The sequence below is a fragment of the Nitrospirota bacterium genome, assembly GCA_016195565.1.
Lineage (GTDB): Bacteria > Nitrospirota > Thermodesulfovibrionia > Thermodesulfovibrionales > UBA1546 > UBA1546.
In genome coordinates, this window is record JACPZK010000004.1 from 89,441 (window position 1) to 105,101 (window position 15,661).

Annotated in this window: 16 protein-coding genes and 1 other RNA gene; all 17 read right to left on the bottom strand. The window is 42.2% G+C overall.

Annotated features, from left to right (window positions below):
* Nucleotides 1-359: 359 nt before the first annotated feature.
* Nucleotides 360-548: a hypothetical protein gene (locus HY035_01245; GenBank protein MBI3377015.1), complete on the bottom strand. Its 189-nt coding sequence runs from the start codon at nt 546-548 to the stop codon at nt 360-362.
* The gene (locus HY035_01250) at nt 526-1,128 is read right to left on the bottom strand and encodes an AAA family ATPase (GenBank protein ID MBI3377016.1); all 603 of its coding nucleotides are present in this window, start codon (nt 1,126-1,128) and stop codon (nt 526-528) included. Before HY035_01250 ends, HY035_01245 begins: the two co-directional genes overlap by 23 nt.
* A 225-nt stretch (nt 1,129-1,353) precedes the next feature.
* Nucleotides 1,354-2,334 (bottom strand): hypothetical protein, encoded by a 981-nt coding sequence (locus tag HY035_01255; protein ID MBI3377017.1) that lies wholly within the window; start codon nt 2,332-2,334, stop codon nt 1,354-1,356.
* Entirely contained in the window at nt 2,309-2,533 is a 225-nt protein-coding gene (locus HY035_01260) for a hypothetical protein (protein MBI3377018.1), read from the bottom strand. Before HY035_01260 ends, HY035_01255 begins: the two co-directional genes overlap by 26 nt.
* Before the next feature lie 61 nt (nt 2,534-2,594).
* Nucleotides 2,595-2,940, bottom strand: a transfer-messenger RNA (tmRNA) gene (gene ssrA / locus HY035_01265).
* Nucleotides 2,941-3,065: 125 nt separating this feature from the next.
* Nucleotides 3,066-3,752, bottom strand: a complete 687-nt coding sequence (locus HY035_01270; GenBank protein ID MBI3377019.1) for a hypothetical protein — start codon at nt 3,750-3,752, stop codon at nt 3,066-3,068.
* Between the two features lie 90 nt (nt 3,753-3,842).
* Nucleotides 3,843-4,943, bottom strand: a complete 1,101-nt coding sequence (locus HY035_01275; protein MBI3377020.1) for a DUF3857 and transglutaminase domain-containing protein — start codon at nt 4,941-4,943, stop codon at nt 3,843-3,845.
* 46 nt (nt 4,944-4,989) lie between these two features.
* Nucleotides 4,990-5,433 (bottom strand): SsrA-binding protein SmpB, encoded by a 444-nt coding sequence (smpB, locus tag HY035_01280; protein ID MBI3377021.1) that lies wholly within the window; start codon nt 5,431-5,433, stop codon nt 4,990-4,992.
* 108 nt (nt 5,434-5,541) lie between these two features.
* On the bottom strand, nt 5,542-6,120 hold the full coding sequence (locus HY035_01285; GenBank protein ID MBI3377022.1) for a superoxide dismutase: 579 nt from the start codon (nt 6,118-6,120) through the stop codon (nt 5,542-5,544).
* A gap of 5 nt (nt 6,121-6,125) precedes the next feature.
* Entirely contained in the window at nt 6,126-7,163 is a 1,038-nt protein-coding gene (locus HY035_01290) for a uroporphyrinogen decarboxylase (protein ID MBI3377023.1), read from the bottom strand.
* A 13-nt stretch (nt 7,164-7,176) separates the two neighbouring features.
* Complete coding sequence (locus HY035_01295) at nt 7,177-7,821, bottom strand: hypothetical protein (protein ID MBI3377024.1); 645 nt, start codon at nt 7,819-7,821, stop codon at nt 7,177-7,179.
* Nucleotides 7,806-8,567: a site-specific DNA-methyltransferase gene (locus HY035_01300; GenBank protein ID MBI3377025.1), complete on the bottom strand. Its 762-nt coding sequence runs from the start codon at nt 8,565-8,567 to the stop codon at nt 7,806-7,808. Before HY035_01300 ends, HY035_01295 begins: the two co-directional genes overlap by 16 nt.
* A 221-nt stretch (nt 8,568-8,788) precedes the next feature.
* The gene (locus HY035_01305; protein MBI3377026.1) at nt 8,789-9,871 is read right to left on the bottom strand and encodes a radical SAM protein; all 1,083 of its coding nucleotides are present in this window, start codon (nt 9,869-9,871) and stop codon (nt 8,789-8,791) included.
* 174 nt (nt 9,872-10,045) lie between these two features.
* Nucleotides 10,046-10,258, bottom strand: a complete 213-nt coding sequence (locus HY035_01310; GenBank protein MBI3377027.1) for a hypothetical protein — start codon at nt 10,256-10,258, stop codon at nt 10,046-10,048.
* On the bottom strand, nt 10,255-10,707 hold the full coding sequence (locus tag HY035_01315; protein MBI3377028.1) for a PIN domain-containing protein: 453 nt from the start codon (nt 10,705-10,707) through the stop codon (nt 10,255-10,257). Before HY035_01315 ends, HY035_01310 begins: the two co-directional genes overlap by 4 nt.
* 261 nt (nt 10,708-10,968) lie before the next feature.
* Complete coding sequence (gene hflX / locus HY035_01320) at nt 10,969-12,606, bottom strand: GTPase HflX (GenBank protein MBI3377029.1); 1,638 nt, start codon at nt 12,604-12,606, stop codon at nt 10,969-10,971.
* 23 nt (nt 12,607-12,629) lie between these two features.
* A complete protein-coding gene (locus HY035_01325; protein MBI3377030.1) occupies nt 12,630-15,557 on the bottom strand; it encodes a ChaN family lipoprotein in 2,928 nt (975 codons plus the stop codon).
* Nucleotides 15,558-15,661 lie beyond the last annotated feature (104 nt).

Below are 15,661 nucleotides of genomic sequence, written 5' to 3' on the forward strand. Positions count from 1 at the left end.
ATTATAACAGACGGCGGAAGTTGAAAAAAATGGAAGGTAAGGGGGGGCTGGGATTTCAGATTCTTGAGAGGGCGGAGTTTAAGACGTGAGAGCGGAACGTTCCAATGATACGCTAAGAGTTGCCACTGAAAAATCGTACTCTCTTTTCATAATATCAAGACCTCCTTTCAATATATTGAATCTCTACTTTCCCTTCTACTCTATGAGTCGCAGACAATCGCAATCTCCTCCGGCGTGAGGCCATAGAGTTTATAAACCATTTGGTTAATTTGTTTTTCGAGATTGGAGATGTCAGCATTGGGGCTTTTTGTTTGGCGGAGAGGATTTGGTCAACGAAATATGAGAAAGGTTGTAACTCGTTATTGTACTGCAATTTCTTCGGGCTTAATCCAGACAATTTTCCCATCACGCCAGACAACAATCGGGTTGCCGGCCTGTTTATGCTTTAACAAAGCATCACGAACACCTTGAGCCAATGCCTGAGTGATCCTTTCAGGGTCTGCAAAAGCCTCAGCGATTTTGTCTTTATGTTTTTCCTTTATTGCCATATGCCTCTTTAATATTATGCCAAAGAGAGGGATTGTTTACAAGCAGACTTATATCTTTTTCACCATAAGCCAGCAATTTGGGATTCCCTCCTCCTGAGTTGTCATAAAAAAACCATGTATCCGCCAAAGGACGATAGAGTTTGAAAAAATTCCGAATGCCAGAATGATAACGCCGCCTGATAGTTTCCTCCGGCACATTGTGCCCGCCCATACGGACCCGCTCAGCGACGCGCGCAATAGCAAAATCCTCATTTGGCAGCCATAGAAAAACCAGATGAAAGTCGTAGTCTGTTTTGCTCAGGTCAGCAATCCATGGAGCAAAAGTACGACTTGCCAATGTTGTCTCAAAGGCAAAATTAACACGTTTTTTTGCAAGATAATGTATGCGCTCAAGCATTACGCGTCCTGCATGAAAAACTGCACCCTCAGGCTGAAATCCGGATAGACCTTGTGCGATTAGGTCTGCATTAACAAACTCAGTAACCTTAAGCGTACCTTTCAGTAAGGAAGGCGCAGTTGTTGATTTTCCTGCACCGTTTGGGCCTGCTATGACTATAAGATTCTGGCGCTGAATTTTCATAAAGATTTATTTCTTCCCCTCCACAATCGCAATGTGCGGTTTGAGTTGAACTATTATAACAGACAGAGGAAGTTGAAAAAAATGGAAGGTAAAGGGTGGCTGGGATTTCAGATTCTTGAGATGGCAGGATTTAGACGTGATTGACCTGCCCGCAGTAGGGGTCTGGGGGGATTGCGGGCGGGTTTCTGACTGGGGGTTTCGGAAAGGAAGCTGCTATGCAAATTACTATTGCGGTTTGATTTTCTGTTGAGGTTGTGACCCAACGAAAATCTGCTGAAATTGCTTGCCCCACGATACACCGTGCGCGCTTTCGTACAATTTCACAAACGGACTGACGTTGAAAAATCCATTGAGTAAGATATATGACTCCCATAACAAATCTTGAAGCGTATCGTCAGCAAGTTCAATTTTCAAACCAAAGGCGGTAAGCTTATCCATAGGCAAAGGTCGTGAGTGCATCAAATGCGTATCATAATCGGAAAAGTAGCTCACCGCCTTTTTGATTTTTTTACCAACATTTTTTTTACCCTTAAACATATACTTTTTTAGCCAAGTTGAAACAAGCTCTTTTGATAACTTTTCCGAATCCTCGCAAAGCTCCAATAGCTCAAGCGAGTATTTTTCAATGAGCGGGATATATGCGGGCAAAGCCTCGGGGCCTTCTTTGGCAATTCTCTCTTTTGCTTTCTCAAAACCTCGCTTGATAGAACGGGCGGGAACTCCGTTTATTTGTGGGTCAATTGGCCCCAAAATTGCGCTAGAGTGCAAAACAATAGAATTGCCGGACAAAGCCAACATCGTGGCCGCTGAATAGGCAGAGTGTGGAATAAGAAAATTTATTTCTTCAAACTTATCACGCAATAAACAAACAAGACGCTCCGTTGCGTCTGGTCTCCCGCCAGGACTATGCAAAAGCACATCAATGGATTTACTGCCCTTTACTGAATTGATAAGATCAGTGAAACCGTCTACATCGGAAAGGTCAATCGTATTCGGAGCGTTCTGCGGCACACCCTCCAAAAATTTCGTAGCGTAAATTAGAAGTGGGCGGCCACGATGCTTTTCAATTTCCTCATAGCAAGCATTACGAAGCGCAAATAAATCCTTGGTAGTTATTGGTTGCCCTGCTTGTTGTGCAGTACCAAAATAATCATGCCAATCTTGCGTAGTCTTAAACTTTTTACGTTGTGGTTGAGGCGATTCCATACTGGTTAATTTCAAAATTAAGCGTTGAACCAGTCGCCGCCTTAAAAGTCGGTTTCCTGCCCATCGCTATGTCTGCCCTCTCAATAAGATCAGAGGTTTTTTTGTAATGGTCATAAGACTTCAACGCCTCGGAGTTTTTTTCCAAAACCTTCCTTGAAACTACTTTAGAGATTAGTTTTTGAGGGGATTCTTTCGTCATTATAGTAAGTATACTATATTCAAACAAATAAACAAAATCAATCTTTTTATGCTAAAACTGTTGGTGGAGGCGGCGGGAATTGAACCCGCGTCCGAAAGCACTACTCTCAGGTTTCTACATGTTTGTTCTGCCTACTTAATCTCGGATGATGAACCGCCGGCAAACGGGCTATTTCATCACCCCATCTCCCTTTATCTTGCCTCAAGTTCAGGAGAAAGACCTGAGGCCAGCCTGCTGCCTTCGCTGCATCCAAAACACAGGCAATCTTGGAGCAGCGTGCCGCTTTAATTAAGCAGCAAGTGCCAGTTCGTTGTTGGCTTTTGTGTTTTTTCCCATCTTTTTACGTGGTGATGGAGCCACGACATGCCACCTAAGCCTCGTAACCCCCGTCGAGCCCTTTCGCCCCCGAGGACAAACTCTACGTTTATAATAACATTTATCTGTTGTGTGTTGCACGCCGGACTGACTTCAGGGAAAATAAGGAATACACTTATGATTGCGCTGTAATGTCCCTGTATAATGCAGTTATGGTTTATCCCTTCTTCTTTATCATTATCAGGTCATTGGTCATTCGCGTGACATCGTCGTAAAACTTTTTAACCTTCTCGTATTGCGCCGCTGGAGTGCGGGACTCTTTGTATTCATACACCTCTATCCCGGATATGGTATTTCCATTGACATGGTATGTGCGTTCGTATCTCGCAAAAATATGGTTCAGCGCCACTATCTTGGGCAAATTCACAATCTCATACCCGTCAGGGATCAAATAGGTCACATGCTTTTCTTTTCTGGCATTGTCGGTAAACACAATAGGATATTTCCTTTTTGGCGTTGTAAATAGTGTTCCACGCGGCCTCTGGGGCATCCCGAACATCATCATGTCTCCAACGCGCTGAACCCTGTGTGAGTTCTCATATTTCAGTCGCACAGTGATTTTAGTATGGGGAGTACTCAGGTTTTTCCATTCTCTTTCAAGCACCTTTCCGCCAGAGGAAAAGGCGGACTCGAAAGTAGCGAAAAATTTCTGTTGTTCATCGTTAGGCATGTTCCTAAACCTTTCCCTAATTGAGATAGAGAGTTCCATGGGAAGTAATGCAGTCGCCTCGACGATAGCAATTCCATCATCCTGAATCACGGCATGTTCCTCGGTAATGGTCACCACTTCTGACTCATCCATCAACGGTATAGTGCTGAAAAAGCCGCCTTTCTCGTTTACCACCAAAACTGTCCTTTTAGACAAGGCAGCTGGAATTTCGTAAAAATAGTATCCTTTATGCAAAAGGTCATAGTAATATTTTTTACCATCTATCTAAAAGAAAATAATGGCATGGTTGAAATAGGTTGGCATGGGCAGCAGTCCTTCTTTTTTGAAGACCGTGCTCGAAGGGAAGAGCACGGGATATGCTTTTACGCCTATCTCGGAAAGCATAGCCATCCCCATGAGAGTATAATCCTTACAGTCTCCATATTTGTTGGAAAACATCTGGTCCGAGGGATGGGGCTCATAGCTGTGGAAGTCCATGTTCATAGCAACATAGCGAAAATCATCCTGTATATATTCGATAATGGCCTGTACCTTATCGGAGAGTAATTTCTTGCCCTTGGTTATCTCATTTGCCTTCTTCTTCATTTCGTCGGATAGGCGCAGGTTCTTACTGAAGAGGTTCCATGCCCATATTGACATCTCTTCCCACGAATCCAGCGTAGAAATTGCCACAGTCTCATATACCTCTTCCCATGGCGGCATATACTCTTCAAATTCTATTTTATCAATGTCCGATATCTCCCATGTATAGATAACATTATCTTTAGAATAGGTAACAATCGGCTTTCTGTCAGTATTGATATATTTGAAATGCAGTTTCATGTCCTTAGGTGCGACCATGGTATATTTCTGCACCTTCACCGGCACGGCAGAGGAGAGGGAAATCATGTCGTAAAAGTTCTTTTCAATTACCGGTTTTGTGGTTTCGACAGCCACTTGCCAGTCGATTACACTTCCCACCACCACATGAGGCATCGTAATAAGTTTTGTCCGTTCGTCACTGTAAACAGCATATCCCTTTTTCAAAGCTAAGTCCTGTATTTCCCGCGACTGCAGCTTCTCGCCTCCTGGAGTTATGGTGAAGGCCTGTATGTCCTTTACTACCTCCCTGCTCTTGTCGTAGTCGACAGATATCTCCCCCATGTCTTTTGCACCATCTTTTTGGATCCTTGCCACAAACCGGGTCGTGGTCAAAGTGGTAAAATCTTTTCTGAGTTCAACTGTCCGTTCAGAGCGCAGAAATACATACGGCTCATCCCTATACTTCTCTTCCCATGTTTGTGGTGTGTCTGACGCATACGATGACAAGAATATGCATAGCACTGCGGCCATTACAGTGAATGTTATGTACTTTGGTCTTCTCATATAAGCCCTCCATTAAGAATGCAAAATATATATCTTATCCAAACTTTTACCTGCTTTTCATCGCCCTTTCTATTTCTCTGTCAGCTTCTTTTTTCTTTATAGCATCTCTTTTTTCATACTGTCTCTTGCCCTTTGCAAGCCCTATCTCAACCTTTGCGAAAGAGCCTTTGAAATATATCTTTAAAGGAATAAGCGAGTAACTTTTTTGCGCCACCTGCCCCCTTAATCTCTCTATCTCTTTTTTGTGCAGGAGCAGTTTTCTCGTTCTAAGCGGTTCATGATTTGTGATGTTGCCGTGGCTGTAAGGGCTGATGTGACAATTAATAAGAAAGAGCTCGCTATCCTTTGCAAGAACATAGCTGTCTTTCAGATTCCCCTTCCCTTCCCTCAGGGATTTCACCTCAGTTCCCAAAAGGGCAATGCCGGCCTCTGTTTTTTCCTCTATGTGATAATCGTGGTATGCCTTCCTGTTCTGGCAGACTATGTTCATTGATTATGATAACATGTCCCTCTTCTGCATTTCCTTTCTTTAAAATCCGAAGCGTCCAATTTAATTTTCATTCCCTTATGCTCTATTGTTGTCCCCACTGTAATTATTTTATTTAAGTCTTCCCTCTGCTGCCTTCCAGTCAATGTTCTTAAAGAACGCCTCTATATAGTCAGCCCTCTTAAGTCCGTAATCAAGCATGAATGCATGCTCGAAAACATCCATGATGAGAATTAGACTGCATCCTGCGGGATGGGATACATCGTGCTCGTTTATCCAGAAATTAATCAGCCTTCCGCTCTGGCTGTCGTGATAGAGAGCAGCCCATCCGATGCCTCTCATCGTTCCTGTTCCCCTGAAATCTTTTTCCCACGCCTCATAACTGCCGAAGCCCTCTGCGAGTTTCTTTGCAAGCTTACCGCCTTTGTCAATTCCACCCTTCCCTCCGAGGTTCTCGAAGTAATACTCGTGAAGCCTCATTCCGTTAAACTCCCAGCCAAGCCTCCTTTTGAGTTCTGCAAATTCAGGGGCGCCGGTTTTCCCGTCCTTCAGCATCTGGTCAAGCGTATCCAGCACTTTATTGGTGTTAGTAACATACCCCTGATAGAGCGTGAAATGATTCTTTAGCAATGTCTCGCTGAACCCCTCCATCCCTATGAGTTTTGAATAGTCCTTTGCTGCGTATGGCATAACCGTTACCTCCTTTTGCTGTACTTATGCACAGCTTCTACGGCCGCAATGGCATTCTTTACAGGCGTCTCCGGAAGTATCCCATGCCCGAGATTGAATATATGCCCTTTTGCGCTTTTCCCCTTTAATAATATGTCCTGAACTTTCTTCCCAATCTCTTCTTCCGGTAAAAAAAGCGCGCACGGGTCTATGTTGCCCTGAACAGCCACTTTTTTGCCGAGCCTCTTTATCGCATCAGCAATATCAATCCTCCAATCAATGCCTATAACATCAGCGCCAGATTTTTTCACCTCTTTAATAATTCCGGCGCAGTTATTCGCAAAATAGATTACAGGCGTTTCAGGATGCTGCTTCTTGAGGCTGGTTACAATCTTTTTCACGTATGGAAGTTCAAATTCTTTATAGTCGTCAGGCGCAAGTATGCCTGCCCATGAGTCAAATATCTGGACCGCCTGAGCGCCTGCAATTATCTGGCTTGAAAGGTATGAGATAACTGTCTTTGTCAGTTTTTTCATCAGATAATCAAATACTGCCCTGCTCTGAAACATCATCTTTTTTGTATTTAGAAAGTTCTTTGAGCTTCCGCCTTCAATCATGTATGTGGCAAGCGTAAATGGAGCCCCGGAAAATCCGATGAGAGGGACTTTTTTCTCAAGCTCTTTCCTCAGAATCTTTATCGTATCCAGAACAAATGGCATTGAATCTTCAGTGTCCGGCACTACAAGCCTGTCAACAGCGGATTTAGTCCTGACTGGTTCGCTCAAAACAGGCCCCTTTTTTTCCGAGAATTCAAGGTGCATCCCCATTGCCTCAACAGGGATGAGTATGTCCGAAAAAAGTATTGCTGCATCAACGCCTAATATGTCAACGGGCTGAAGAGTTACCTTTGCGGCAAGTTCAGGGGTTTTGCAGAGAGTAAGAAAATCAACCTGCTCCCTTACGGCCTGATATTCGGGAAGGTATCTGCCTGCCTGACGCATAAACCAGACCGGAGTGTAATCCACCTCTTCACCCCTGCACGCTTTAAGAAATGTATCGTTCATTAATCCTCCGCTATCATTTAGGATAAATCATTTGGACTAATTCTTTATAAAATTTGGGTAGAAAAGTTCTCATATTCATATTAGGTTTTTTTGCTGAAAAAGCCACATCGCGACCTTTTACACAATAAATTCCCAATAGTTCATTTCTTTCAGGAAAGCCACAATAAAGCACGAAATTTGTAGTATCAATACCAACAGTAGATTGATTTATTGTCAGTTGAAATTCTTTGCTCCGAGAACCTTTTATTTCCAATCTGCTATTGTCCGAGACGCGCTTTAAATCATTAGACCCCTCTCCTTTAATAAAATAAATACCATTTTGAAGATATGCTTCTACACAAACGGCAGCAATATTAGAAATAGTTTGACCACGTAGCTTATTTTTTTGCAACTCTTTCTCCCATCCAGAGATAATCTTCTTTTGAATCTTTTCATCACGGAGAAACGCAAGTATTTTAGAGCATTTCTCCTCACTTTGAGATTTGTTTAGTTCATCTATAATTCGCTCAAAAAGGGTTTTGCCCGGAGAAACAGCTTTTAATTTTATGCTCTGAATAAAAACATCAAGAAATCTACCGATAAATTGAATATCTGAAAAAGCACTTGTGATTCCGTTTATTAATTCTTGTTGCTCTTCTTCTTTTAGGATTTTTGGCATTTTTCCCTCCTTAATTTCCTTTGCGCTTCTAATAAATAATTTTCATCGATTTCAAATCCAACAAATAATACATTTAATCTATACGCAGCGATAGCGGCGTTGCCGATACCTAAGAATGGGTCCATAGCAAGCCTGATTTTATTTATTCCGTGAAGTTTATAGCAAAATTCAACCAATTCAATAGGAAAAGTCGCTGGATGCGGACGCTCGGCATCTCCGTTTTGTATTGTCTTATATGGAATAAACCAAGTATTTCCACGGCAACGGATATCGTCTCCAGCCGTCTGCCAACGTACAACATTCGATTTATCGGAATATGGTACGCCAATGGCCTTTCTGTCCAATTCCACATCGCCATTCTTCGTTAAATGAAATATAAACTCATGACAGTCATTTAGAAAACGTTTACTATTAATCGGTTTATAATGACCAAGGGATTCTACTGCACCGTTTTTTCCTACCGAAATAGATTTGATCCAATGAATGGTGTTTTGTAAACAAAAAAGCTCTCTTAGGGTAAATAAAACCTCATAAGGAACCCATGGATCAGACGGTTTTCCGCCAAGGTTTAAAAATAGAGAGCCCTTATCCGATAAAATACGTTTCAAAGCGAAGCCCCAATTGTAAATCCAGTTAAGGTAATTTTTCCGAGGTATTTTGTCATCATAAGAATTATACTTTACTCCAAGATTATAAGGGGGCGATGTGACGACAATATCTACGCAGCCTCTATCCATCATTTTCATTCCAGTTAAACAATCTTCCAAGTATAGATGAATTCTTTCTTGCTTATTTTCAAACAATAATCGTTTTCCCTTCTTTTGTGTTTCTGTTGAAAAAGTGGCAATGGATTCCCCAATTGAATCCGGAAAAACAGCAGTTGTCCTTCCTACAGTCTTTAAGCGGGAATTCCGAAAGTTGATTGCTTTTGTTGCTTTCACTTTTTTTACGAAAGAACCTCTTTTTTTCATTTATTCCCCTGAACGATTTTCTTTTTCATCTTAATAGGCACGTATCCGCAGAACGGCTCCTCTTCAAGATAATCGCCGTGTATTGAATAGGACCTTGCCCTGCAGCCTCCGCAGACGTTTATATACTCGCATGAACCGCACCTGCCTTTATATTTCTTGAAATCGCGAAGCTCTTTGAAAAGCCCTGAATTTTCCCATATATCTTTAAACGACTGCTGCCTTATATTCCCGGCAGGCTTCGGGAAATAACTGCATGGAAGCACATTGCCGTCCACATCAATCAAACATATAAGCTGTCCTGCAATGCAGCCTTTTGCGCCGCCTGTGGAAAACTTCAAAGTCCTTTTTTCAAACTTAGCGCCTTCCTCTTTTGATTTTTGCAAAACCACCCTGTAATAGTGAGGCGCGCATGTCGGCCTTACAAGCATATCCTTTTCATCTTTCTCCATCTGATAATGCCATTCAAGAATCTCTTCGTAGGCCTCTTTGGAAATGAGTTCGCTCATTATCTCCTCGCCCCTTCCCGTGGGCACTATCATGAACATATACCATGCAGTTGCGCCGAGTTCTTTTGCAAGTTTATATACCTTGGGTATTTCTTCCTGATTTCTCTTTGAGAAAGAGGAATTGACGATAAATTCTATCCCGTGCTTCTTAAAAAGCCTTGCAGCATTTATCGTCCCTGCAAACGCACCCTTCTGATTTCTGAAGTCATCATGCACCTTTTCATCAGAGCCGTCAATACTTATAGAGACTATTTTAATTCCTGAACTCTTTATCTTTTCGCAGGACTCATCGGTAACCAGCGTGCCGTTTGTGGCAAGGCACATTCTCAGCCCTTTTTCTGTGCCGTATTTGGCGATCTCAAAGACATCTTCCCTTACCAGCGGTTCGCCGCCTGAAAGAACAACAACGGGCTTTGCATAGCTTACAATGTCATCTATTATCCTGAAAGCCTCTGAGAGAGGAAAATCAGGATGCCCTTTTATCTCCATCTCTGACGATGAGCGGCAGTGCACACAACGCAGGTTGCATCTACGAGTTATTTCCCATGCTATCCACTTAGGCGCAAATTCCATAGATGATTATTATACCTTTTCTGTATTCTGAAATGTAATTGCTACCAGATTCTCAACCAGATTTTGATTAAAATGGCGAAGGATTATGTTTTTAGGTTTTTGTAGAAACAGGCACTGGCACTGTTATTCTTAAAACTTGACCCTATGTTTTTCTTCCCTAACGGAATAACGCGCCTAAATTTTCTTTTTGCGTTTGCTTTTTATTTCCGACATAATATCTTGAACGCTCAGCCCTTTCAACCATCTCTCTCTCTCTTTAGTATAATCACCGGCTCCCGTTTCAAATTGCTGAAGGAAGCGAACCAAGCCTAAAGGACCTAAAGCCTTAGCTACCGCCTCCAGACCTACTTTTCTTAAAACCACGGGACTTATTGTTTGTGTGCTCATCTAATTACCTCCGCCACCCATTCAAGTGGGTTTCTTATTTCTATTTTTAAATTACTTCTGCGCTGAGCCGCCTTGCTTAATAAGCCGTCATCCGTTGTAAGCAAAACATCTGCATCGCCTTTCTCAGCGCAAGCGATGTGCAGAGCATCAAATGTCTTAAATCCTAATTTTTCAAGTTTTAAAGCTCTAAATTCAAGACCTCTATCAACGGCAATGTATGACTGATGCATTGATGCAAGAATGCTGACTTTAAGCTTTTTCTCGCTATCAGGCATTTTGGATATTTCTATGTCTATAGCTTCGCTGCCAATCACATTCCAATTCAAAGTCTGACTATAATTTAATATAGACAGGACTGCCTCTGATTCAAGATGTATCCTGGCCTGTGTTTGATCATCAAATGGGCGATTTAAACAACACACATCAAGATAAATCCTTAGTTTTTTCATACGATAAATTATACCAGATACTATTGAAAAAGAAACAATTCATATCTTACGAAGATGAGCGCTGACTCTGCTTTCCGCATAAAATCTGTAAAGCGTCCCTCAGATATCTCATTCCCTAAGAAATTAGGCGCTGACCCTGCTTATTCCACTAAAATGTATTTTTTAGGTTTGACCCCAGCTCCTATTCTCTCTTTGTGCCGTTTCAGGCAGAATTTTTTTAAATGAATTATGAAGGTTTGACCCTCATCTTCCCCCTCCTCCTTATTTTTCCCCTTCAAATTTCCCGTTATCCCAGATGTTTTTCTCTATTACATCAAGGAGCGGGTTAAATGTGGACTGTCTCAGGGCTGATACATGAATTGCATTGTAGCGGAGCGCTATATTTTTAATCTCATCCTCTGCAACCTTATCTGCCTTGTTGAATACAATTATTCTCTTTTTGTCTGACAGGTTAAGTTCTCCGAGTATGTTTTCAACGGATTCCATCTGCTGTTCAAACCTCGGATTGGATATGTCCACAAGATGCAAAAGCAGGTCTGCGTCCTGAAGCTCTTCGAGTGTTGATTTAAAGGCTGTCATCAAATCTTTTGGAAGGTCTCTTATGAAGCCTACTGTATCGGTTATGATAACATCTCTTTCTTTTGGGAATCTGAGACGCCTGCTTGCAGTGTCAAGCGTTGCAAACATCTTTTCTTCTACGAACACTTCACTTCTGGTAAGTGAGTTCAGTAGTGTTGATTTGCCTGCATTTGTGTATCCGATGATTGAGACAATAGGAATCATTTTTTCAACCCTTCTCTGTTTTCTCTGTTTCCTTGCCTCACTCAGGGATTTAAGCTCTTTTTCGAGAAGGGTAATCCTGTCCCTTACACGCCTCCTGTCTATCTCAAGTTTCATTTCACCGGGGCCCCTTCCGCCGATTCCTCCCATCAAACGGGACATTGCCGTTCCCTTTCCTGTCAGTCTCGGCAGCCTGTATTTAAGCTGCGCAAGCTCGACCTGAACCTTTCCGTCCCTGCTGTGCGCCCTTCTTGCGAATATGTCCAATATGAGCTGTGAGCGGTCAATAACCTTGAGTTCTGTAAGTTCTCCTATTTCCTTCACCTGAGACGGATTCAGATCCTGATCAAATATCAAAAGCGTTGCGCCTTTGTTCAGGGCATTGATTATCACATCTTTGAGCTTGCCTTCACCCATAAGATACTTAGGGTTTATATCTTTGGGCCTCTGGATTACTGCATCAAGCACAAGCACATTGCTCGAAAAAGCCAGCTCCTTCAGCTCTTCAAGCGAATCCTCCTGTTCATATTTCGTCTTCTTGGATACGCTTATGAGGATTGCCTTTTCCCTTAAATCCTTCCGGTCAAACAGCCTTTTCCTGTCCATCTCTTCTTCAAGCGACTCTATGAAAGACATGAAATCAAGATTAAACCTGTAGAAATTTACGGGGGGTGAGACATCCACCGGCTTTTCTGAGCCGCGCGGCATAAGATGCGCAGTATAAATATTGTCAGGAAGATTATCTTTCACTCCGATTGCGGCAATAATATCAAGCCTGAGAAGGGCAAGGTCTGTGAGGTCATCCTGACTGAGCGGCTCATTCTTCAGATGGGTGTGCACCAGGCGAATGCCGCGCAGCGCGCGCCTGCCGAGCGGAAAATCTTCAAGCCCTGAAATGAAAACACCCTTTGCATCGCCGACAATGACATGGGTAATCTTTCCGTCTCTAGTTATCAGAAGGCCTATCTGTCTTCCTATCTCCGATGAAAGCTCTGTAAGGTATCTTGCCAGTTCAGGAGTTATTACTTTATCGTCTGGAACCTTCCTGCGGTAAATCCTTTCAAGCGCATGCAGGTAGTTTCCCTTAAGCCCTGATATGTTGCCGTAGAGTGATGGAATTTTTTAACCCTCCATTTTTATTTTCACAGAGTTACATCAAACTCCATCTCGACATCTCCGAGTATAAACCTCTTTCTCAGCGCCTTAACCTTAACTGTCTCACCTTTCTTTTTATAGAATAGGTGTATTTTCATATCTTCCATACTGCCTATTGATTCGCTATCAAGGGAAAGTATTATATCTCGGGTCTTGAGTCCTGCTTTCTCAGAAACGCTGTTTTCAGGGAATCCCTCTATCATTAGCCTGCCATCTTCCTCTTTCAGTGAGGCCATTAGCTTGGGTGAGGTAATGCCTTCCATTGATTGCGGATAGAAGATATAATCGGCAATATTCTTCTCCATATTCGCATCACTCAGAATAACCGCATACTCATAACCGTTTCTCCTGAATGTTCTTTTGGGTATGCCTGACCCGTACTGGATATGGCCTCCTCCGACGATCACAACAAACTGCCCGTTTTGCTGAAAATCCTGATTCTTCTTAAAAAATTCATCTATGGACTGTGCCATGGTCTCGTCCCAGAGTACCTGTGATTGGTAAAAGAAGTCAAAATTCCTGTCTTTTGAGTTCTGGTGCATCTTAAAGACCTTCATAAGCCTGTCTCTGTATTCATTGTCAGAAAAGTCCATCTGCTGCGGTATCTCCTTTTTTTCCTCATCTGAAAGGGAATCGAGCCCGCTCTTTGAAACCTTATTCACAATCTCACGCCTGATATTAAGGGCAACAACAGGTATCTTCTCCTCCCTTGCAAAATCGAGTATTGGCTTGTAGAGATTGTAGTCAAACACCCATCTCTTGAAGTATTCGGATTTCTTCAGGAACTCCTTTTCGCTTATCCTGCCTGCTGCATAGTCGTCAAGCGCTCCCTGAAACGGCCGCTGAAACATCTCCATTCCGATAGCAAGCCTTTTATTCTTCGCATGCAGTCCTTTTATAACCTGAAGCTGAATATTGTGATGTGCAAACTGGTCATGTTGTTCACCGGTATAGATTACCTTCTTGCTGGAAACGCTGTTTATAACATCATTCAATGTCTTTAAGTCAGAGACCGCAACTGCAAGCGGCTGTTCTATGAGATTCACAACAACCCCCCTTTCTGATTCATCGATCCTTTTATAAATATTTTTGCCCATGTCAAAGGCGAGTGCGCTGTATTTTCCGTAGTGAAATATCTTTCTGAATGCTGCATCAATCTCGTCCTTTGACCTGCCGTTTATAATGCCTATGACCTTCTGATGATTCAATGGATTGGTTTTCACGGTTATGCTGAAGCCTGCATCTATTGTTTCAGGCTTTCCGTAAAGCCTTTTGACAAGCGGATTGTCATTGCCGATTATGATAATGGATGATGCCTTTATATCCGAATCCTTTATATCTTTAATTTCTTTCTGCAAGGCATCCTTTTCTTTCAGTATCTCGATAACGCCGCTGTAAAGCTCATTTTTAGAAACCGGCAATGCTATCAAAATTTTTTCATCGCCGCTAAGCCGCGCAATCACAGGCGGGATTTCTTTATTTGAGAGCCGCCTTACTATATCATAGTCCTCATCCATCACCATCTTTTCCGGCCCCCTGTCTACAACCATGCTGAAGCTGTTTACCTTTTTATCGACCCTGAATGAATCTTTAATTTTCATATCGCCGGCATATATTGTCACAGGCACATCCATTACATAGACCTTTGCGCCCTGAATTATGTCGAAGCTCACCTCGAATTTAGTGCCTTTATGGACTGTCTTTATATTCTCAAAATGGAGTTCAGGAATACCCTTCTCATCAAGCCACTGCCTGAAAAACCACTGCAAATCCTTTCCATAATTCCTCTCAAGTATAGCTCTCAAATCATCCCATGATGCCTTCTGAAATGCCTTCTCTTTTATGAAATCCTTTAAAGACTTGTAAAAAACATCTTCTCCTGTCATCCTTTTGAGTATATGAAATATCATTGCTGCCTTGCCGTAGCCTATTGCCTTTGATGCGGAGTCGAACCTGCCCTTGAACTCCCCGACAGGAAATTCATTTTTTTCATTTACATAACTTCCATAATCTATCAATGACTGCTTTCTGTACTCCCATCCTTTGCCCTTTTGTTCTTCATATAGGTGGTCTGAAAGGTAGGTTGTCAAACCTTCTGTCCAATTGCCCTTTTCATAGTCAGCATACACAAGATTGCCGAACCACTGATGGAGTATCTCATGACCGAGGGATGTCTCTACAATAAAGGGAAGCCTCACAACGTCCTGCCCGAGAAGCGTATAAGTAGGCATTGAGTATCCTGTAGACAAAAAGTTTTCAACTACCGAAAACCTCTTGTACGGATATTTGCCGATAATGCCTTCGTAAAGCTTGAGGTATTTTTTTGTGTATTCTATATATTTTTTAGCGAGTTCAATATCCTCATGGAAGAAATAGGCAAGTATTTCAATATCGTTAAAACTATCCTTTATTATTTTATAGCGCTTTGCAGCGACAAGGTTTATGCCCTCAATAGGATACGGAAATTCAAAGATGAATTCGGCGCTGCCGTTTTTTGTGGTTTTGATAATGCTTTCCGCCTCTGATACAGCCTCGTAGCCCTCAGGAAGGGTTGTCTTAAGCCTATATCTGAACAGTCCTTCTATCTGCGGATACCACAGACCTGTCAGCGATATCCCCTTTTCTCCGATCATATTATTGTTATCCCTGAATACCCCTTCATATCTTATTGCGACAATGCCTTTATCAGTTCCGGAGGTTTTCAATATTCCTTTCCGGATATCGAATGGGATGCGCTGTTTATTTAGGCTTACATCAAGAATCTTAAGCTGTCCTGTATTAACAGTTATATCCTTTGAGCGGGCATTAATCCTCGCAACGCCTGTTATCTTCGCATTTTGAATATCAAAGGAAACATCCAGATGATACTCAGGCAGTTCAGCTGCAGATGTAAAGGCAGGTAGAAATAAAAGCATGCTTATTAAAAATCTTCCGAACATTTTTTTTATTATACATCAAGCGGCATTATTCAGCTAAGATTATATCATTCCAAAAATACCAATCAATCATTTTTATGGCA